General features: G+C 64.1%; 18 protein-coding genes. 10 read left to right on the plus strand and 8 right to left on the minus strand.

Going from position 1 to position 20,504, the window contains the following annotated elements; translation table 11 throughout:
• Positions 1–79 precede the first annotated feature (79 nt).
• Genes FJ959_RS29970 through FJ959_RS29980 form a run of 3 tightly spaced genes read left to right on the plus strand, consistent with a single transcriptional unit; the run spans position 80 to position 3,620 of the window.
• Entirely contained in the window at positions 80–1,453 is a 1,374-nt protein-coding gene (locus FJ959_RS29970) for an aspartate aminotransferase family protein (protein ID WP_140633646.1), read from the plus strand.
• A gap of 47 nt (positions 1,454–1,500) precedes the next feature.
• Entirely contained in the window at positions 1,501–2,886 is a 1,386-nt protein-coding gene (locus FJ959_RS29975) for a glutamine synthetase family protein (RefSeq protein ID WP_140501251.1), read from the plus strand.
• Positions 2,883–3,620: a UdgX family uracil-DNA binding protein gene (locus FJ959_RS29980; RefSeq protein ID WP_224647248.1), complete on the plus strand. Its 738-nt coding sequence runs from the start codon at positions 2,883–2,885 to the stop codon at positions 3,618–3,620. Before FJ959_RS29975 ends, FJ959_RS29980 begins: the two co-directional genes overlap by 4 nt.
• Before the next feature lie 9 nt (positions 3,621–3,629).
• Here the strand turns inward: FJ959_RS29980 and FJ959_RS29985 are convergent, their stop codons facing one another.
• The 4 genes from FJ959_RS29985 to FJ959_RS30000 form a co-directional block, all read right to left on the minus strand.
• Positions 3,630–4,895 carry a glycerate kinase gene (locus FJ959_RS29985; RefSeq protein WP_140633649.1) on the minus strand — a complete coding sequence of 422 codons (1,266 nt, stop codon included), beginning with the start codon at positions 4,893–4,895 and terminating at the stop codon, positions 3,630–3,632.
• A gap of 184 nt (positions 4,896–5,079) precedes the next feature.
• Positions 5,080–5,586, minus strand: coding sequence for a heme-degrading domain-containing protein (locus tag FJ959_RS29990; protein ID WP_140633652.1), 507 nt, complete (start codon positions 5,584–5,586; stop codon positions 5,080–5,082).
• An 89-nt stretch (positions 5,587–5,675) separates the two neighbouring features.
• Positions 5,676–6,989 carry a guanine deaminase gene (gene guaD, locus FJ959_RS29995; RefSeq protein ID WP_140633655.1) on the minus strand — a complete coding sequence of 438 codons (1,314 nt, stop codon included), beginning with the start codon at positions 6,987–6,989 and terminating at the stop codon, positions 5,676–5,678.
• A 2-nt stretch (positions 6,990–6,991) separates the two neighbouring features.
• Positions 6,992–8,209, minus strand: coding sequence for a urate hydroxylase PuuD (locus tag FJ959_RS30000; RefSeq protein WP_140633658.1), 1,218 nt, complete (start codon positions 8,207–8,209; stop codon positions 6,992–6,994).
• 138 nt (positions 8,210–8,347) lie between these two features.
• Here FJ959_RS30000 and FJ959_RS30005 point away from each other — a divergent pair, with 138 nt between their 5' ends.
• The 3 genes from FJ959_RS30005 to FJ959_RS30015 all read left to right on the plus strand — a co-directional run bounded on the left by FJ959_RS30005 (position 8,348) and on the right by FJ959_RS30015 (position 11,613).
• Positions 8,348–9,268 (plus strand): LysR family transcriptional regulator, encoded by a 921-nt coding sequence (locus FJ959_RS30005; RefSeq protein ID WP_140501163.1) that lies wholly within the window; start codon positions 8,348–8,350, stop codon positions 9,266–9,268.
• 108 nt (positions 9,269–9,376) lie between these two features.
• Positions 9,377–10,360 carry an LLM class flavin-dependent oxidoreductase gene (locus tag FJ959_RS30010; protein ID WP_140633661.1) on the plus strand — a complete coding sequence of 328 codons (984 nt, stop codon included), beginning with the start codon at positions 9,377–9,379 and terminating at the stop codon, positions 10,358–10,360.
• Positions 10,357–11,613: an LLM class flavin-dependent oxidoreductase gene (locus tag FJ959_RS30015; protein ID WP_140633664.1), complete on the plus strand. Its 1,257-nt coding sequence runs from the start codon at positions 10,357–10,359 to the stop codon at positions 11,611–11,613. Before FJ959_RS30010 ends, FJ959_RS30015 begins: the two co-directional genes overlap by 4 nt.
• A 13-nt stretch (positions 11,614–11,626) precedes the next feature.
• Here the strand turns inward: FJ959_RS30015 and xdhC are convergent, their stop codons facing one another.
• The 4 genes from xdhC to uraH all read right to left on the minus strand — a co-directional run bounded on the left by xdhC (position 11,627) and on the right by uraH (position 16,901).
• A complete protein-coding gene (gene xdhC / locus FJ959_RS30020; RefSeq protein ID WP_140633667.1) occupies positions 11,627–12,634 on the minus strand; it encodes a xanthine dehydrogenase accessory protein XdhC in 1,008 nt (335 codons plus the stop codon).
• Positions 12,635–12,696: 62 nt separating this feature from the next.
• Positions 12,697–15,042: a xanthine dehydrogenase molybdopterin binding subunit gene (gene xdhB, locus FJ959_RS30025; protein ID WP_140633693.1), complete on the minus strand. Its 2,346-nt coding sequence runs from the start codon at positions 15,040–15,042 to the stop codon at positions 12,697–12,699.
• Positions 15,042–16,523, minus strand: coding sequence for a xanthine dehydrogenase small subunit (gene xdhA / locus FJ959_RS30030; RefSeq protein ID WP_140525604.1), 1,482 nt, complete (start codon positions 16,521–16,523; stop codon positions 15,042–15,044). Before xdhA ends, xdhB begins: the two co-directional genes overlap by 1 nt.
• A 3-nt stretch (positions 16,524–16,526) precedes the next feature.
• Positions 16,527–16,901 carry a hydroxyisourate hydrolase gene (uraH, locus tag FJ959_RS30035; RefSeq protein WP_140501174.1) on the minus strand — a complete coding sequence of 125 codons (375 nt, stop codon included), beginning with the start codon at positions 16,899–16,901 and terminating at the stop codon, positions 16,527–16,529.
• 201 nt (positions 16,902–17,102) lie between these two features.
• Here uraH and puuE point away from each other — a divergent pair, with 201 nt between their 5' ends.
• Genes puuE through FJ959_RS30055 form a run of 4 tightly spaced genes read left to right on the plus strand, consistent with a single transcriptional unit; the run spans position 17,103 to position 20,494 of the window.
• Complete coding sequence (puuE, locus tag FJ959_RS30040) at positions 17,103–18,527, plus strand: allantoinase PuuE (protein ID WP_140633670.1); 1,425 nt, start codon at positions 17,103–17,105, stop codon at positions 18,525–18,527.
• A gap of 10 nt (positions 18,528–18,537) precedes the next feature.
• Positions 18,538–19,401, plus strand: a complete 864-nt coding sequence (locus tag FJ959_RS30045) for a bifunctional allantoicase/(S)-ureidoglycine aminohydrolase (RefSeq protein ID WP_140501178.1) — start codon at positions 18,538–18,540, stop codon at positions 19,399–19,401.
• A complete protein-coding gene (locus FJ959_RS30050; RefSeq protein WP_140501180.1) occupies positions 19,398–19,901 on the plus strand; it encodes an ureidoglycolate lyase in 504 nt (167 codons plus the stop codon). Before FJ959_RS30045 ends, FJ959_RS30050 begins: the two co-directional genes overlap by 4 nt.
• Positions 19,901–20,494, plus strand: coding sequence for a nucleoside deaminase (locus FJ959_RS30055; RefSeq protein ID WP_140501182.1), 594 nt, complete (start codon positions 19,901–19,903; stop codon positions 20,492–20,494). Before FJ959_RS30050 ends, FJ959_RS30055 begins: the two co-directional genes overlap by 1 nt.
• Positions 20,495–20,504 lie beyond the last annotated feature (10 nt).

Raw genomic sequence — 20,504 nt, forward strand, 5'->3', positions numbered from 1 at the left:
AATATGGGAGCGGGTTTAGAGCGTCCGGGCCGTTGAGCGCCTACCCCACTACTCCACTACTGCGCCAAAGAGGGGTTTCATGCACAGCGCCCACACGTCCATTGGCGGCGTCAGCCGCGACCGCATTGCCGCATTGCGGGATACCGAAGGCGCCAGCTTCCGCAAGGCGCGGCCGAAATCGCAGGCCAAGGCCGGCAACGGCCTGCCCGGCTTCTTCGGTGGCGTGCCGATGCACTGGATGAACGACTGGCCGACGCCGTTTCCGATCCTGGTCGAGAGCGCCAAAGGCGCTACGATCACCGACATCGACGGCAACAGGCTCGACGATTTCTGCCTCGGCCACACCGGATCGATGTTCGGCCATTCGCCGCCGGCGATAGCGCGCGCCATCCGCCGGCAGGCCGGACGCGGCCTGACATACATGCTGCCTTCGGAAGATGCGCTCGCCATTGGACCGCTGCTGCAACAGCGCTTCGGCCTGCCGTTCTGGCAGATCGCCACGACGGCGACCGATGCCAACCGCTTCGCGCTGCGCGTTGCCCGCGCCGTCACCGGGCGAGAAAAGATATTGGTTTTCAACGGCTGTTATCACGGCTCTGTCGACGAGACGATGGTGCGGCTGATCGACGGCAAGCCGGCCAACCGGCCCGGATTGGCCGGAGAATTCCGCGACCTGACCCGCACGGCCAAGGTCATCGAGTTCAACGACGTTGCCGCGCTGGAGGCAGCGCTCAGGGACAAGGATGTCGCCTGCGTCATCGCCGAACCGGTGCTGACCAATTCCTGCATGGTGCTGGCCGATCCCGGTTTCCACGAGGCGCTGCGAAAGCTGACCCGCGCGGCCGGCACGCTGCTTCTGATCGACGAGACGCATACGATCTCGACCGGACCGGGCGGCTATTCCGCGAAATACGGGCTGGAGCCGGACCTGTTCGTGCTAGGCAAGCCGATCGCCGGTGGTGTACCGGCAAGCGTATGGGGCATGAGCGAAGAGGTTGCCTCGCGCTACGCCGACTACAACAGGACGAAAGAGCCGGGTTATTCCGGCATGGGCACGACGCTCTCGGCCAATCCTCTGCAATTCGCCGCGATGCGCGCCGCGCTCGAAGAAGTGATGACGGCCGAGAACTACGACCGCATGGATCATCTGGCGCGGCGGCTCGATGCCGGGCTGACCACGGTCATCGACCGCTACCGCCTGCCATGGCATGTCGCCCGCGTCGGCGCCCGCGTCGAATTCATCTGCGCGCCGGGCCCGCTGCGCAATGGGGCGGAGGCGGAGGCCGCGCACGCGCCGGAACTCGAAGCCGCCATCCATGTCGCGCTGGTCAATCGCGGCGTGCTTATCGCGCCCTTCCACAATATGATGCTGATCTCTCCGGCGACCACTGGCGCCCAGGTCAACCGGCTGATCACCGCCTTCGGCGCAGTTGCGGCGGAGCTTGCGGCATGAGACAAGCCACCCAACAGACAGGCGCGCAAGCCAGGCCGGGCTCCATCATGACTTCACCTTCGGGCTCGACGCCCACCGAGGCGCAGGCCTTTCTCGACGCCCATCCTGAGATCGAAGCCTTCGATATCGTGCTGACCGATGCCAACGGCGTCGGCCGTGGCAAGATCGTGCGCCGGCACGAGCTGAAAGCCATCTTCGAAGGCGGCCGGCACATGCCGATCTCGATCCTCGGCCTCGACATCACCGGCGAGGACGTGCACGAGACCGGGCTGATCTGGACCACCGGCGACGGCGATCTGCGCGCCTGGCCGATTCCTGGCACGCTGGTGCCGCTCCACGGGACCAACCCGCCGCGCGGCCAGGTGCTGATGGCGATGTATCATCTCGACGGCGCGCCGATGTCATCGGACCCGCGGCTGGCGCTGGCAAGGCAGGTCGACATATTGGCGTCCAAGGGGCTGTACCCGGCCGGCGCCTTCGAGCTCGAATTTTTTCTCCTCGCCAATGAGCGCGACAGCGACGGCAAGGTGCAGCCGGCGCACGCCGTGCTGGATGGCCGCGTCTCGGGCAAGACCGAGGTCTACTCGGTCGACCATCTGCACGGCATGGAGCCGCTGTTTACCGACATCTATGCCGCGGCCAAGGCACAGGGCATTCCGGCCGAGACCGTGATTTCCGAATATGCGCCCGGCCAGTACGAATTGACGCTGAACTACCGCAAGGATGTGATGCGGGCGGCCGACGACCTCGTCATGCTGAAACGGCTGGTTCGGGCGCAGGCGCGCCGCCATGGCGTCACCGCTTGCTTCATGGCCAAACCGATCGAGAAATATGCCGGCTCCGGCATGCATTTCCACGTCTCGCTGCAGGACAAGGCTGGCCGAAACGTTTTTTCGGAGGCCGGTGGCGAGAGTTGGTCGCTGCCACTGCTGCGCGGGCTGGGCGGCCTGATCCAGACCATGGCGGAATCGATGCTGGTGTTTGCGCCGCACGCCAATTCCTGGCGGCGCTTCGTCTCCCAATCCTATGCACCGGTGGCGCCGACCTGGGGCGTCAACAACCGGTCGGTGGCGCTGCGCGTGCCGGCGGGCGACGCCAGGAACCGGCGCATCGAGCATCGGCCGTCGGGCGTCGACGCCAACCCCTATCTGATCGCGGCAACCGTGCTTGCCGGCATCGTCAAAGGGCTCGACGAAGGCCTCGACCCCGGCCCCGAGACGACCGGAAACGGCTATGAGGCGGCGGTGACGCGCACGACCATGCCGGTCGACTGGCGCGCGGCGATCGAGGCGGCCAGAGCGTCCAGCTTCCTCAAAGGCGCGCTTGGCGAAGACCTGCACCGCACCTTCGTGGCGATCAAGCAGTCCGAATACCTGCGCGTGGCGCGCACGGTCAGCGAGCTGGACTATCACCTCTATCTGCACGAGGTCTGAGCCCTCGGAGGAACCATCGCCCTTCCCGTCCATTTCAGTGTCAGAACCGACAGGACAGGATGATGGCGACCACAGGCCAAACGCATGAAGCGAAGAGGCCGGCCAGGCGCATTTCCGGGCCGTCCGACGAGCCACTGCCAGATGTCACCTCGATCTCGGAGCTGCGTGAGGTAGCGAAGGCTTGCCACCGCTGCCCGCTGTGGCGCGATGCGACGCAGACCGTGTTCGGCGAAGGGCCTGACGGCGCCAAGGTGATTTTCGTCGGCGAGCAGCCCGGCGATCAGGAAGATCTCGCCGGCGCTCCTTTCGTCGGCCCGGCCGGCAGGGTGTTCGACGCCATACTGGACGACGCCGGGGTCGACCGCCAGAAAGTCTACGTCACCAATGCGGTCAAGCACTTCAAGTTCGAGCCGCGCGGCAAGCGTCGCATTCATTCCAAGCCGAACGCCGGCGAGATTCAGGCGTGCCGCTGGTGGCTCGACCAGGAATTCGGACTGATCAAACCGAACCTTGCCGTGGCGCTTGGCGCAACGGCGGCATTGTCGCTGCTCGGCAAGGCGGTTCCGGTGACGAAGATGCGCGGCCAGGCGATCGAGCGGGAAGATGGCATGCGTGTGTTCATCACCATCCATCCCTCCTTCATCCTGCGCATCCGTGACCGTGCGGACAAGGAGGCCGAGCGAGAACGGTTCCTTGACGACATGAAGCAGGTGAAGCGGCTGATGGCTGCCTGATCCAAACGATTAGCGAATCAGGATGGCCCTGAGATCGTTGACATTGGTGCCGGTCGGACCGGGCACGAACAGATCGCCGACCGCGTTGAAAGCCGTCCAGGCATTGTTGCCTGCCAGCATCGCCTTGGCGTCGATGCCGGCCGCGCGCATGCGCGCGACCGTGGAACCATCGGCGAAGGCGCCGGCATTGTCTTCCGAGCCGTCGATGCCGTCGGTGTCGGCGGCCAGGGCGTGAATGCCCTTCACATCATTGATGCCGATGGCGAAGGCGAGCAGGAATTCGGAGTTGCGGCCGCCTTTCCCCTTGGCACGCAGCGTCACCGTGGTCTCGCCGCCGGACAGGATCAGCACCGGCTTTGAGAAAGGCCGATTGCGTGTCGCTACTTCGCGCGCGATGGCCGCGTGAACCCCGCCCACCTCGCGGGCTTCGCCTTCGATGGCATCTGAGAGAATGACAGCTTCGATGCCCTGTCGGCTCGCTTCCGCTGCGGCTGCTTCGAGCGACACGCCGGCGGAGGCGATCAGATGCACCTCGTTGCGCGAAAAGCGCTCATCCCCGGGAATTGGTGCATCGGCGGCCGGTGAATTGATATGCGCCATGACCGAGGCCGGCAGGTTCATGCCGTAGGCTGATATCGACGCCAGCGCATCCGCCCGGCTGCCGGTGTCGGGAACGGTCGGGCCGGATGCGACCAGCGCCGGATTGTCACCGGGAATATCGGAGACAACCAGCGACACCATTTTGGCCGGCCAGGCGGCGGCGGCCAGCCGGCCTCCCTTGATGGTGGAAAGATGCTTGCGGATGGTGTTCATCGCCGCGATCGGCGCGCCCGACGCCAGCAGCGCCTCGTTGACGGCGATCTCGTCGGCCAATGTCAGGCCGGTTGCCGGTGACGGCAGCAGCGCCGAACCGCCGCCGGAAATCAGCGCCACCACCAGATCGTCGGCGGTCAGCCCTTGCACCTTCCCGAGCAGCCGCCGCGAAGCCTCGAGCCCGGCGGCGTCCGGCACCGGATGCGCCGCCTCGATGATCTCAATGCGCTCACATTTCGCGTCATAGCCGTAGCGGGTGACGACCAGTCCTTCGAGCGGGCCGTCCCATGCTTTCTCGAAGGCCGCCGCCATCTGCGCCGAGCCTTTGCCGGCGCCGATCACGATGGTGCGGCCCTTGGGCCTGACCGGCAAATGATAGCGGATGGTCTTTTCCGGATCGGCGGCGGCGACGGCGGCGTTGAAGATGGAGGTGAGGAAGGATTTGGGATCGAGAATGGTCATATCCGGCAGCCAGCAGCGTTTCGCGCATTCTTGCAGAGCTGACGTTGCGCCTCACCCCGACCCTCTCCCCGTGAAGAACGGGCATAGGGGGATAGCCAGCGGTGGAGCGTTTCACTTCCACCCGCAGCAGCTACAGCGCAGCTGCTGCGAAGGACGGGCAGGCGGATGAGGGGCGGCGCCGATGTCACGATTTTTCTTCCGGCGGCAATACCAGTTCGCGCTTGTCGAGGCCCAAATGATTACACAGCGCATCGACCACCACGCCGTGATCCTCGCGCTCCGGCAACCCGGAGACGGCGATGACGCCGATGACCCCGACACCCTTGACCGTGACGGGAAAGCCGCCGCCGGCCAGCACGTAGTCAGCAATATCCAGGCCCTCGCCGATCTTGAAAGTGCGGTCGGGGCGCTGCTGTTCCAGCACCATGCGGTAAGTGCTTTTCAGGAACCGCTTGACGACGTTGATTTTGCGCCGCGCCCAGTCGGGATTGGAAGCGTTCGAGCCCGGCATGGCGGCGTAGAACAGCGGCCGGTCGAAGGTCCTGATATCGGCGATGATCGGGAGATTTTCGGCGAGCGCCCGGTCGCGGATCGCGGATCCGATACTGAACGCAACCGCCTCGTCGAAGGCGGGAAAGACAAGGGCTTCCTCCTGTCTCTTGATCAGAGCGATGTCTTCGGCAACGGCCATGTCGTTCCCCTTTCAACGTCGCCGCACGCTTTGACGGATGGTTGCCGCTGGGTCAAGCCCGGGTCAAGCAAGGAACGCGCCGTCACGTTCTAAATTGCCAAATCGGTTTTTGCCGGCCGACCCGCCACATAGACCTCGCGCACGGCGCGATCATCGCCCAGCGTCTGCAAGAGAAAGAGTTCCTGCGCCAGCGTCTCGACGGTCTCCATCCTGAGCCGCATCGACGACGTCGCCCTGGCGTCCAGCACGACGATATCGGCATCGGTGCCTTCCTCCAGCGTGCCGATCCTTTGCGCCACCGACAGCGCCTCGGCGTTGCCGCGCGTGACCTGCCAGAAGGACTGGAACGGGTTCAGCTTCTCGCCGTTCAGCGCGATCACCTTGTAGCCCTCGTCCATGGTGCGCAGCATGGAATAGTTGGTGCCGCCACCGACATCGGTGGCGGCGGCGATGCGGAGGGCTTTATCGCGGGTGCGGTAGCGCTGATAATCGAACAGGCCGGAGCCGAGGAACAGGTTCGAGGTCGGGCAGAACACGGCTACGGAGCCGCTGTCCGAAAGCGCGTCCGCCTCCCGCTCCGACAGATGGATGCAATGGCCGAGCAGGCTCTTTCTCCCCAACAGCCCGTAATGCTCGTAGACGTCGGTGTAATCGCGCGACCACGGATAAAGCTCCTGCGTGAAGGCGATCTCGGCATGGTTTTCCGACAGATGCGTCTGGATGTGCAGGTCGGGGTATTCGCGGCACAGCGCGCCGGCCATCTCCATTTGCTCCGGCGACGAGGTGATCGCAAAGCGAGGTGTGATGGCGTAAAGCTGCCGGCCCTTGCCGTGCCACTCGCTGATCAGCGCCTTGCTGTCGTCATAGCCCGATTGCGGCGTGTCGAGCACGCCATCGGGCGCGTTGCGATCCATCATCACCTTGCCGGCAATGTTGAGCATGTTGCGATCATGCGACTCGGCGAAGAAAGCTTCTGCGGAGGCCTTGTGCACGGAACAGTAGGCGGCAACCGTCGTGGTGCCGTGGCGCACCATCTCGTCGAGGAATAGCCGCGCGACGCGCCGGCCATGCTGCGCATTGGCGAACTTCGTCTCCTCCGGGAAAGTGTAGGCGTTCAGCCAGTCGAGCAGTTCGGCGCCGTAGGAGGCGATGATCTGCATCTGCGGGAAATGCACATGGGCATCGATGAAGCCCGGCAGCAGCAGATGCGGCCGGTGATCAATCCTTCTCGCTGTCTCGCCTGCCTGCCTTTCAACATCGACGTAAGCGCCGGCGGCGACGATCCTGCCGTCGCGGATCAGCAGGCCGCCATCCTCCTCGTAGCGCCAGGCGGAATGATCATCGATGCTTTCAGGCCAGCGCACGAAGGACAGCGTGCGGCCACGCAGAAGCGTCGATGTCATGCTTATTTCCCCGCGCCTTCGAACCAGGCCACCAGCAGTGCCCGCTCCTTGTCTGTGATCTGGCTGACATTGGCGGGCGGCATGGCATGGCTGCGGCCGGCCTGCAGATAGATCTCGCGGGCATGCTCGGCGATGTTGACGTCGGTATCCAGCATCACGCCCTTGGGCGCATGGTAGATGCCCTCATAGACCGGCTCCTGGGCATGGCACATCGAGCAGCGGCCGAGCACGGTGTCGCGCACGGCCGCGAAATGGGCCGAGGCGACATAGACTTGCGCCGAGGCGGACGCCTTCGGTTCGCCGGTCAACACCTTCGGCACGGTCGACAGCCAGATGATGACGAGGAACAGGACAAGGGCGCCCAGCCAGGTCCAGTGCGGGTTGCCGGCGCGCTTGTGAACGGTGTTGAAGTAGTGGCGGATCAGCACGCCGATGATGAACACCAGAGAGGCGATGATCCAGTTGAACTCGGTGCCGAACGCCAGAGGATAGTGGTTCGACAGCATCAGGAACAGCACCGGCAGCGTCAGATAGTTGTTGTGGAGCGAGCGCTGCTTGGCGATCTTGCCATATTTCGGATCGGGTTTGCGGCCGGCGATCAGATCGGCGACGACGATCTTCTGGTTGGGGATGATGACCATGAAGACATTGGCCGACATGATCGTGGCGGTGATGGCGCCCAGATGCAGGAAAGCGGCGCGGCCGGTGAACAGATGGGTCAGCCCCCAGGCGATGAACACCAGCAAGCAGTAGAGCACCAGCATCAGGCCGGTGTCGCTTTTGCCCAGCGGCGAACGGCAGAGCAGGTCATAGACTACCCAGCCGACGCCGATCGTCGCCATCGACAGGAGGATGCCGACCGGTACAGACATCGGCAGCACGTTGGGATCGATCAGGAACAGGTCGGCCCCTGCATAGTAGACCACGCACAGCATGGCGAAGCCGGACAGCCAGGTGGCGTAGGATTCCCATTTGAACCAGGTGAGGTGTTCCGGCATCTCGGCCGGCGCGACCAGGTATTTCTGGATGTGATAGAAGCCGCCGCCATGCACCTGCCACTCCTCGCCGAAGGCGCCGGCAGGCATGCCCGGTCGCTGGCGCAAACCGAGATCGAGCGCGACGAAATAGAAGGACGAGCCAATCCAGGCGATGCCGGTGATGACGTGCAGCCAGCGCACGGCAAAGCTCAGCCAGTCCCAGAAAATAGCGAAATCCATCATTGAAGTCGTCCCTGCCGATGAAGCGACTTTACGGTGTGGCGCGCAAACGGAAAGAGGCGAGGTGTGCGATGACTTTCAAAAAAAATTGGAAAATACTAGGTTGCTCGCACGCAGCTTGATTGAAAGCCACTGAACCGCATGGCCTATCTCGACAACATCGCCGTCTTCGTCCGCGTCGTCGAGCTCGGCAATCTGTCGGCGGCCGGGCGCGACATGCGCATTTCGCCGGCGGTTGCCTCCAACCGCATCAAGGAGCTGGAGAAGCACCTTGGTGTGCGGCTGTTCAACCGCACGACACGACAATTGATGCCGACCGAGCATGGCACGGTGTTCTACACCGGCGCCAAGCAGGTGCTGGAAGCGATCACCGAGGCGGAGGCCGCGGTCTCGGCCCTTTCCGGCCAGCCGCGCGGCACCATCCGCGTGACCGCGCCGCTCGGCCTCGGCCGCCGCCTGGTCGCCTCGGGCATTCCCGATTTCCACGACAAATACCCTGATATCGAGGTGCGGCTGAGGCTCTCGGACCACAATGTCGATATCATGAAAGAGGGTATCGACGTCGCCTTCCGGCTCGGTATCATCGAGGATTCCAGCCTCAGGATGCGCGGCATCATGGAATGCGAGCGGGTGCTGGTCGCGGCACCCAAATATCTGGAGGCGCGCGGAGAGCCGGCCGAGCCGCAGGAACTGATCAGCAGGAAGCACGATTGCCTGATGCTGCGCTATTCCGGCGCGCGCGAATATGTCTGGACCCTGCAGACGCCGAACGGACCGCAGAAATTCGAGGTGCACGGGCCCTATGATACGGACGATGGCGACGTGCTGACCGGCTGGGCGCTGTCGGGGCGCGGCATCATCAACAAGCCGCGCTTCGAGGTCGAGCCGTTCATTCGCGACCGGCGGCTGAAGATCATCCTGGCCGGCACGCCGCCGACGCCGGTGCAGTTCGCCGCCGTCTATCCGCACAAGAAGCTGCAGGACCCGAAGGTGCGCCTGCTGCTGGATTTCATGGCCGAGCGCTGCCAGCGGCTGATCAAGGACATACTGGTCGGCAAGTGAGCGGCTCCTGGCCCAGTCGCAAGGGTTGCCTTGCGCGAAGGCGAACTTAGGTTCGCGGATGCCGCCTCATGGCCGATGGGCTTTGCGCCGACTGACGAGCTAGCCACAATGCATCTCACCGTTTCGCTCAACATTGCCTCCACGGCCGGGCAGGCCGGCGCGCTCACCTTCAGCGACTTGGCCGGCTTCGCGCAGCGGGCGGAAGCGGCCGGGCTGGACATGATTGTTCTCGACGATGCGCCGCCGGGCAGGGCCGGGTCGGGCAACCCGTTCGAAGCGACGACCCTGCTTGCCGCACTGGCGACCGTGACGAGCAGAATCGGGCTGGTCGCCACCGCGTCGATGGTTGCCCACCAGCCCTACAATCTGGCGCGCCGGTTCGCCTCGCTCGATATCATCAGCCACGGTCGCGCCGGATGGAACGCAACGATGGCGCAGGCGCCGAGCGAGGCGGCCAATTTCAGCCGGCCGGATGGATTTTCCAGCGACGAGTTTCGCCGCCGCTCCGAGGAATACATCGGCATCGTCCAGGGCTTGTGGAATGGCTGGGAGGCGGACGCGCTGTTGTTCGACAAAGACAGCGGCCGCTTTCACGATCCCGGAAAAATGCACCAGCTCGACCACAAGGGCGAATTCTTCGCCGTGCGCGGACCGCTGAACGTGGCGCGTTCGCCGCAGGATACGCCGGTTCTGGTCCTGTCCGGCCTGGCGGCAGGCGACCTCGACATTGCCGCGCGCACAGCCGATGTCATCCTGCTGGACGAAAGGCAGGCAGCGCGGCGCAAAGCACGCCATGACGAATTCAGGCGCCGCGTTTCCGCGTCCGGGCGCGAACCGGATGCCGTGAGGATATTGGCTGACATATCCCTCGCCGCCAACGGCGTCGCCGGGCTGGCCGACAGGATGGAGGAAGAATTCCGGGCGAACAATTGCGACGGATTCAACATCCGGCTGTCCGCGCACATTTCAGCGCTCGACGATTTCACCAATCGCGTTCTGCCGGAGCTGCGGCGGCGCGGCGTGATTCGACAGAGCTATGGGGGCACAACGCTGCGCTCGCATCTGGGACTCAGCGGCGGAGGCGACCGATGACCCCGCGCCAGATGAAGCTCGGCGCCTTTCTGTGGGCGACGGGCCACCATATCGCCGCCTGGCGACATCCCCAGGCCCATGTGAAGGCCGGGATCGACATCGATCATTACGTCGCGCTGGCACGCACGGCGGAAGCGGCGAAATTCGACCTGTTGTTCTGCGAGGATGCGGCCGGCCTGCGCGAAGCCGATGTCAGCATCGCCAGCCAGACCTCGCGTTCGATCGGCTTCGAGCCGATCAGCCTGCTTTCCGCACTCGCTGTCCAGACCAGCCGCATCGGCCTCGTCTCCACGGCTTCGACCAGCTACAACGAGCCTTACGGGCTGGCACGAACCTTCCTTTCGCTCGACCAGCTGAGCGGCGGGCGCGCCGGCTGGAACCTGGTCACGTCGGCCAGCCCGATCGAGGCCGCCAACTTCGGCGCAACGGGTCTCAGACCCCACGCCGATCGTTATGAACGGGCACGAGAATTCGCCGAAGTCGTCACCAGGCTTTGGCACGGCAAGCTCGGCGCCTCCGGCCATGACGGCCAGAGCTTTTCGGTGTGCGATCCACTCGATTTGCCGCGTTCGCCGCAGGGCGCCCCGGTCATGGTTCAGGCCGGCGCCTCGGATGTCGGCCGCGATCTCGCCGCTCGCACCGCCGATGTGGTGTTCACCGCCGCGCAGACTTTCGCGGAAGCGAAGGCTTTCTACGACGATCTCAAGGGCCGTCTGGCGGCCTATGGACGCGAACCGGACGACATCAAGATCATGCCCGGCGTCGCCCCGGTGGTGGCGGAAACCGAAGCGGAAGCGCGGGCGAAATACGAGGAGCTGCAGGAGCTGATCCCCGATGACGTCGGCGTAGCGCTGCTGTCCAGCTATCTCAGCATCTCCGATCTTCGGCGCTATCCGCTCGACGGGCCGCTGCCCGAATTGCCGGAGAGCGAAGGCATGAAAAGCCGGCAGGCCCTGGTCATCGAGCAATCGCGCCGCGACGGCCTTTCCATCCGCCAGCTTGCCCGCCATTTCGCTGGCGCACGCGGCCATTGGCGCATCGTCGGGACCGCGGTGCAGATCGCAGACGAACTCCAGGCCCGGTTCGAGGGCGGTGCGGCGGACGGCTTCAACGTCATGCCGTCATATTTCCCCGGCGAACTCGATGCCTTCGCCACCCTGGTCGTGCCGGAGCTGCAGCGGCGCGGCCTGTTTCGTAGGGATTATGAGGGCCGCACACTGCGCGATCATCTGGGCTTGAAGCAACCGGTATAGCCGCGACGTGACCTTACCCGGCCGTCGTCCTATCATGCGGCACCTGGTGCTCGGCATTTGCCGCGGCGCCGTGATTGACCAGCGCCGTCATGATCTCGGCGGCCGCTAGCGCGGCAATGACGGATGGGCGCTTGTCTTTCACGGCATCACCGCCAATTGGGGAAACAAGGCGGGCAAACTGCGCTTCCGTGCCCTCAGCCGACTTCAGGAACCAATTCCTGAATGTCGCTTTCTTGGTCTTTGAGCCGATCATGCCGACATAGGCGGTGTCATCACGCTTCAGGGCTTCGGCGACAATCAGGAAGTCCAGCGCATGATCATGGGTGAGGATGGCGAAGGCGCTGCCTGCAGGCGCGTTGCGCACCTCGGCTTCAGGCATCGGGGTCAGCCGCGTCTCGATGGCTTGCGGCATTCCTTCAAGCGCGTCGGCCCGTGTTTCGATGACGACGGCACGCACAGGGAGAAGGGCGACCGCGGAGGCCAGCGCCTGGCCGACGTGGCCGCCGCCGAAAATGTAGACATAAGGCAGTTCAGCCTGCTCGATTTCCGCGGCCGAAATCAGCTCCTGCGCCAACGTCGCATCGACGAGGCGGATCGACACTTCGACACGCCCGCCACAGCATTGGCCGATCTCCGGGCCGAGCGCCACGTCGAGGATCACGCGGGTGTCGGGGCGGGTTTCTTCACCCTCCCCCTGAGGGGGAGGGTCGGACGGCAAAGTCGTCTGCGGGGCTGTGAACGCCACTCCCCCACCCCGTTTCGCTGAAGCCGCTTCGCGGCGTCCGCTCGCCGACCCTCTCGACAAGGGGGAGGGTGAAGAACCAAGCATCTGCCGTGCCTTGTCGATGGCCATATATTCCAGTTGGCCGCCGCCGATCGTGCCCGATGTCGCTGCTTGCGAGACGAGCATGAAGGCGCCCTTCTCGCGCGGCGTCGAGCCCTTCGTCGCCGCGACCTCGACGAGCGCGACCCGGCCGGTTTGGCCAAGAAAGGCTTTCAGGCTTTGCACAGTCGTGTTCATTTTTTACATTCCCTGTCGGGAAATATAGGCCTTTTCGGCCTGTTTTGCACGTTTTGCCGGAGTCAGGTCTTCGCCTCTTTCTTCAGCCGCTCGATCGCCATCAGCACGCGTTCCGGTGTCGCAGGCGCATCGAGACGTGGACAGATCCTGTTGTCGGCGACGCTTGCCACCGCGTCGGACAGGGCATGCAGCACCGACATGCCGAGCGGGAAGGGCGGCTCGCCGACCGCCTTGGAGCGATGGATCGTCGGCTCACCGGCCTCCGGCCAATCGGCCAGTGTCACGTTGAAGATCTTGGGCCGGTCCGACGCCAGCGGGATCTTATAGGTCGAGGGCGCATGCGTGCGCAGCCGGCCCTTGTCATCCCACCACAGTTCCTCGGTCGTCAGCCAGCCCATGCCCTGGATAAAGCCGCCCTCGACCTGGCCGAGGTCGATGGCGCGGTTCAGCGAGCGGCCCGTCTCGTGCAGGATGTCGGTGCGTTCGACCATGTATTCGCCGGTCAGCGTGTCGACCGAGACTTCCGAGCAGGAGGCGCCATAGGCGAAATAATAGAAAGGACGGCCCTCGCCCTTGTCGCGGTCCCAGTGGATCTTCGGCGTCTTGTAAAAGCCGGCCGCCGAAAGCTGGATGCGGGCCATATAGGCCTGCTTGACGAGGTCGGCGAAAGGTATCTCCTGGTTGCCGATTCGCACCCTGTTGGGCAGGAACAGCACCTGGTCGCGTGGCACCTGGTATTTCTCGGCGGCGAAATCGGTCAGCCGGTCCTTGATCTGGCGGGCGCCATTCTGCGCCGCCATTCCATTGAGGTCGGTGCCGGACGACGCGGCGGTGGCCGAGGTGTTCGGCACCTTGCCGGTGGTCGTCGCGGTGATCTTCACCTGGTCGAGATCGATCTGGAACTCTTGCGCCACCACTTGCGCCACCTTGACGTTGAGGCCCTGCCCCATCTCGGTGCCGCCATGGTTCAGATGCACCGAACCGTCGGTGTAGACATGCACCAGCGCGCCGGCCTGGTTGTAATGCGTGGCGGTAAACGAGATGCCGAATTTGACCGGTGTCAGTGCGAGGCCTCGCTTGATGAAGCGGCTGTTGTTGTTGAAGGCCGAGATTTCGCGCCGGCGCCTTGCATAGCTGGCGCTTTCTTCCAGTTCCGCGACGATGCGGTGGATGATGTTGTCCTCGACCGCCTGGTGGTAGGGCGTGACGTTGCGGTCGGCGGTTCCATAGAAATTCCGCTTGCGGATCTCAAGCGGGTCCTTGCCGACGGCAAACGCCACCTCGTCGATGATGCGCTCGGCGCCGACCATGCCTTGCGGGCCGCCGAAGCCGCGAAAGGCGGTGTTCGAGACCGTGTTGGTGTAGAGCGGCGCCGACTGCGCATGCACCGCCGGCCAGAAATAGGTGTTGTCGCAGTGGAACAGCGCGCGGTCGGTGACCGGGCCTGAAAGGTCCGCAGAAAAGCCGCAGCGCGCCGCGAACATGAAGTCGACGCCGAGAATATTGCCCTCATCGTCGAAGCCGGCTTCGTAGTCGATGAGGAAATCGTGCCGCTTGCCGGTGGCGATCATGTCGTCATCGCGATCGGGCCGGATTTTCACTGCCCGATGATGCTTCTTGGCGGCGATCGCGGCCAGCGCTGCAAACTGGTTGCCCTGCGTTTCCTTGCCGCCGAAGCCGCCCCCCATGCGACGCATTTCCACGGTAATGGCGTTGCTCGGCACGCCGAGTGCATGACCAACCATGTGCTGGACTTCGCTCGGATGCTGCGTCGAGGAATAGATGGTGACGTCCTGATCCTCGCCGGGAACCGCCATCGCGATATGCCCTTCGAGGTAGAAATGCTCCTGGCCGCCGACGCGCATTGTTCCTTTCAGCCGGCGGGGGGCCTGACGGATCGCAGCAGCCGCGTCGCCGCGTTTCAGCGTCAGAGGCGGCGTGACGAGTTTGTCCCTGGTCGGATCGAGCGCGCCGATGTCGGTGACGAAAGGCAATTCCTCGTATTCGACCCTTGCCAGCCTGGTGGCGCGCCGCGCCTGCTCGCGCGTCTCGGCAATCACGCAAAAGATCGGCTGGCCGAAAAACTGTACCTCGCCGTCGGCGAGTACCGGCTCGTCATGGCGCCCGGTCGGCGAAATGTCGTTCTCGCCCGGCACATCCTTTGCCGTGAGCACGTCGATCACGCCGGGGGCGGCGCGCGCCGCCGACAGGTCCATTTTGGTGATGGTGGCATGCGTGGCCGTGGCCAAGCCGAGGCAGCCATGCAGCGTGCCCGCCGGTTCGGGCATATCATCGATGTAAACGGCGCTGCCGCTGACATGCTTGTGCGCGGAATCATGGCGCTGGTCTGTGGCGACGCCGCCGACGATCTTTTCGGCCTTTAAATTGGCGCTGGCGTGCTTGTTCATCATGCCGCCTCGTTGCGCGACACCTGGAACGGTGCCCTGGTGCCGGTGGTTTCGACAAAGAAACGCAGCAACAAGTTTTTCGCCGCCAAAGCCCGATATTCAGCGCTTGCCCGCATGTCGGTGAGCGGCGTGAAATCCGTTGCGTATTCGGTCATCGCCGCCTCGACTGTTTCTTCGGTCCAGGGTTTGCCGAGCAGAGCTTTCTCGACCGCCGCAGCCCGCTTCGGCGTCGCCGCCATGCCGCCATAGGCGATGCGGATATCGGCCACGGTGCCGTCCCTGGCCAAGGTCAGAAAAAACGCGCCGAGGGCGGCGGTGATATCCTCGTCGCGGCGCTTGGTGATCTTGTAGACGCCGAACTTCGTTTCGTTTGCCGGAACCGGCACATGCACGGCCTCGACGAACTCGCCGGCCTGCCGGTCCTGCTTGCCATAGGCGATGAAGAAATCCTCGAGCGGGATCGTGCGCCGCTTGCTTCCACGGCGCAGCGTCAGCCGCGCGCCGAGCGCGATGAATGGCGGCGGTGTGTCGCCGATCGGCGAGCCATTGGCGATGTTGCCGCCGATCGTGCCCATGTTGCGCACCTGTTCGCCGCCGATGCGATCGAACAATGGCCCGAGCGCCGGGATGCGTTTCGACAGCATCGCGAAGGCATCGGAATAGGTGACGCCGGCGCCGATCGAGATCACGTCCTTGTCCTCGGCAATGGCGCACAGCCCGTCGAGATTGCCGATGAAGATGACAGGCGAAATATCGCGCATGTGCTTGGTCACCCAGAGACCGACATCGGTCGAGCCGGCGACGATGGTGGCGCCCGGTTCCTTGTCGAGCACGGCGGCGAAATCGTCAACGTCAGCCGGCACGACGAGCCGCGCCTTGCCGGCGCCGATCTCGATCCGTGCGCCGTCGCCCATCGCCTCGAGTCTGGCCATGATCGACTGACGCTCCAGCGCCAGCGGATCCTTCTGTGCTTTGCCGTAGCTGGAGATGGCGCGGGCCGCGCGCATGATCGCCTCATAGCCGGTGCAGCGGCAGAGATTGCCCTGCAAGGCCTTTTCGATGGCCGCGTCCGACGGTTCCGGTGATTTCATCCACAAGCCGTAAAGCGACATGACGAAACCTGGCGTGCAGAAGCCGCATTGCGAACCGTGGAAATCCACCATCGCCTGCTGCACCGGGTGCAACTGGCCCGGCGTTCCACGGAGATGCTCGACCGTCACGACATGGGTGCCGTCCAACGAACCCAGAAAGCGGATGCAGGCGTTGACACTTTCATAGACCAGTTCGCCGGCGGAAAGCCTGCCGACCAGCACGGTGCAAGCGCCGCAATCGCCCTCTGCGCAGCCTTCCTTGGTGCCGCGCAGCGATCGGTCGAGCCGCAGCCAGTCGAGCAAGGTCGCGTCAGGCGCCACGGATGACAGCACGACATCCCTGCCGTTGAGGATAAAACGAATATCGTTACGGATCTTGACCTCGGCCACGTCTCAGCTCCCCCTGTAAGTCGAATAGCCGTAGGGCGAGACGAGCAGCGGCACATGATAGTGCACGGCATCCGCCATGCCGAAGCGGATCGGCACGGTGTCGAGGAAGGCCGGCTCGGGCAGTTTCGTTCCCTGGCGCCGCAGATAGTCGCCAGCGGCGAAAACCAGCTCGTATTCGCCGGTCTGGAAATCCGCGTCGGCCAAAAGCGGTGCGTCGCAACGGCCATCGGCGTTGGTGGCGACCGTCTTCAGATGCGTCCTGGCCGGGCCATCGATCCGGTAGAGCGCGATCGACAATCCCGCCGCGGGCTTGCCGGTTGCCGTATCCAGGACATGGGTCGTCAGACGCCCGCCATCGATTTTCGACGTTTCTGCCATTGTCCGCCTCCCATTCCAATACGAACAAACCGGCCGGTACAGCCAAACATTGCTGATGAATTGTGCGCCAATTAAAGGCGATGCATAAGTCCCGGTCGAGCGGAGTGCGACAAAAACACTTTCAAAAATTTTCGGGGGAATGCGAGAAGCACCCTTTCGATATCCTGATCATACTTCGGGCGATGCCCCGTGGGAGGGACGATGCGTTACACCAGAGACATGCGCGGCTACGGAGCCAATCCGCCGGATCCCAAATGGCCCGGTGGCGCGCATGTGGCCGTGCAATTCGTCGTCAATTACGAAGAAGGCGGCGAGAACTGCGTCCTGCATGGCGACAAGGCTTCGGAAGCCTTCCTGTCGGAAATCGTCGGCGCGGCTCCCTGGGCGGGCCAACGCCATTGGAACATGGAATCGATCTACGAATATGGGGCGCGGGCAGGCTTCTGGCGGCTGCTTCGCCTGTTCACCGAGGCCGAGGTGCCAGTGACCTGTTACGGCGTCGCCGCGGCACTCGCCCGCTCGCCCGATCAGGTGACGGCGATGCAGGATGCCGGCTGGGAGATCGCCTCGCACGGGCTGAAATGGATCGACTACCGCGACCACAGCGCCGAGGACGAGCGCCGCGACCTCAAGGAGGCGATCCGGCTGCACTACGAAGTGACAGGCACGCGCCCGACGGGCTGGTACACCGGCCGGACGTCGGTCAACACCGTGCGGCTGGTGGCGGAGGAAGGCGGCTTCGACTACGTCTCCGACACTTATGACGACGAACTGCCCTACTGGTTCGCGGATGACGGGACCGACAGGCCACAGCTCATCATCCCCTACACGCTCGATGCCAACGACATGCGCTTCGCCACGCCGCAGGGCTTCAACTCGGGCGACCAGTTCTTCGCCTATCTGAAGGACAGTTTCGACACGCTCTATGCCGAAGGCAAGGCTGGGCGGCCGCGCATGATGAATATCGGCCTGCACTGTCGCCTCGTCGGGCGGCCGGGGCGGGTGGCGGCGCTGAAGCGCTTCGTCGACTATGTGAAGTCGCACGACAAGGTCTGGCTGGCGCGGCGTATCGACATCGCCAGGCATTGGCGCGAGACCCATCCATACAAGCAGCCGGTGCTGCGCCCTTCGAGGATGGAATTCGAGGCCTTCGTGCATGCTTTCGGCGGCGTTTTCGAACATTCGCCGTGGATAGCCGAGCGCGCCTACGAGCTGGAACTTGGCCCGGCGCACGACAGCGCCGGCGGCCTGCACAATGCGCTCTGCCGCGTTTTCCGCGCCGCAAGCGAAACGGAGCGGCTGGGCGTGCTCAACGCCCATCCAGACCTTGCCGGCAAGCTGGCAAGGGCCAGGCGGCTGACGGCGGAATCAGCCAGGGAACAGGCTTCGGCCGGCCTCGATGAGCTGACCGACAAGGAGCGCGAGCTGTTTTCCAAGCTTAACGCCGCCTACGTCACCACCTTCGGTTTCCCGTTCATCGTCGCGGTGAAGGGCAAGACCAGGCAAGAAATCCTGGCGGAGTTCGAAAGGCGCATCGGCAACAGCCGCGGCGTCGAATTCGAGACCGCCTGCAAACAGGTCGAGCGCATCGCGCTCTTCCGCCTCAAGGACATGCTTCCGCAATAGGTTTGAACCCATGGATACGATCAGAATGCCCGAGCGAACCTATTATGCTCCACATGGCGGCCATTCCGGCCAGAGTGAGCTTCTGACCGGCCGCGCCGTCTTCACCGAGGCCTATGCCGTCATCCCCAAGGGCGTGATGCAGGACATCGTCACCAGCGCCCTGCCATTCTGGGACAAGACCCGCGTCTGGATATTGTCGAGGCCGCTGTCGGGCTTTGCCGAGACGTTTTCGCAGTACATCGTCGAGATCGCGCCCGGCGGTGGCAGCGACCGGCCGGAACCCGATGCCGGCGCCGAGGGCGCCTTGTTCGTGGTCGAAGGCGAACTGACCGTCCTGCTTGCCGGCGAAAGACATGTCTTGCGGCCGGGCGGCTTCGCCTTCCTGCCGCCGTCGAGCGGCTGGACTGTTCGCAACGAAAGCAATGCGGCTGTCCGCTTTCACTGGATACGCAAGGCTTATGAGTCCGTCAGCGGCCTCGAGGTCCCACAAGCCTTCTTCACCAACGAGCAGGACATCGGGCCGACGCCGATGCCCGGTACCGACGGCCGTTGGGCGACGACGCGCTTCGTCGATCCGGCCGACATGCGCCATGACATGCACATGACCATCGTCACCCTCGAACCGGGCGCGGTCATTCCCTTTGCCGAGACCCATGTCATGGAGCACGGGCTCTATGTCCTGGAAGGCAAGGCCGTCTACCGGCTCAACCAGGACTGGGTCGAGGTGGAGGCCGGCGACTATATGTGGCTGCGCGCCTTCTGTCCGCAGGCCTGCTATGCCGGCGGACCGGGAAAATTCCGCTATCTGCTCTACAAGGACGTCAACCGGCACGCCAAGCTCGGCAGTGCCGGGATCGCAGGGCGTGCGCCGTGACCCGCATCGTCGCGCGGCCGCTGACCCGCGAGGGCTTTGCCCCGTTCGGCGATGTCATCGACATGGGCGGCGACAACCACTACCCGATCAATGGCGGCAAGGCCGAGCGCTACCATGATCTGGCGACCGCCGAGGCCGTGGGGCCGAATGCGCGCGTGCTGATCTCGATGGTGCGCGGCACGCCTTACGAATTGCCGCTGGCGCTGACCATGGTCGAGCGTCACCCGCTCGGCAGCCAGGCCTTTGTCCCGCTGTCGCCACGACCGTTCCTGGTCGTCGTCTGTCATGACGGCAAGGACGGTCCGGCCGAGCCGCATGCCTTCATCACCAAGCCAGGGCAAGGCATCAATTATTCACGCAATCTATGGCACGGCGTACTGACGCCATTGGGTGAGCCCCAGGATTTCCTGATCGTCGACCGTGGCGGCGACGGCTCCAATCTCGAAGAATTCCATTTTTCGCACGCCTACGAGATTCATCTCCCCGACGAGATCCTTTGATGACCGACATTTCGCTGATCGACCGCCTGCTCGACGTCATCGAGCACGACATCGTGCCGAAGACGCAGGAAGGCGTCGCCCATGGCAACAAGCTGTTCGGCGCGGCGATCCTGAAGAAAGGCGACCGCTCGCTGGTGCTGGCCGAAACCAACAACGAGATCGAAAACCCGCTCTGGCATGGCGAAGTGCACTGCCTGAAACGCTTCTACGAAATGCCCAAAGCCGAACGTGTCGACACCAAGGAGGCCATCTTCCTGGCCACGCACGAGCCCTGTTCGCTCTGCCTGTCGGCGATCACCTGGACCGGTTTCGACAATTTCTACTATCTGTTCAGCCACGAGGATTCGCGCGACAGTTTTGCCATCCCGCACGATCTGAAAATCCTGAAAGAGGTCTTCACCCTCGATCCCGGCGGTTACAATGCCGAGAACGCCTATTGGAAGAGCTTTTCGATCCGCAGGCTGGTGCGGGCGCTGCCCGAGGCGGAACGCGGGCGGCTGGAGGCGCGCATCGGCAAGATTGCAGCACTTTATGAAGCGCTCTCTGGCGACTACCAGGCCAACAAGGCCGAGAACGACATTCCGCTGAACTGAGGGCACCAAG

The organism is Mesorhizobium sp. B2-2-4 (assembly GCF_006442375.1).
Classification (GTDB): domain Bacteria; phylum Pseudomonadota; class Alphaproteobacteria; order Rhizobiales; family Rhizobiaceae; genus Mesorhizobium.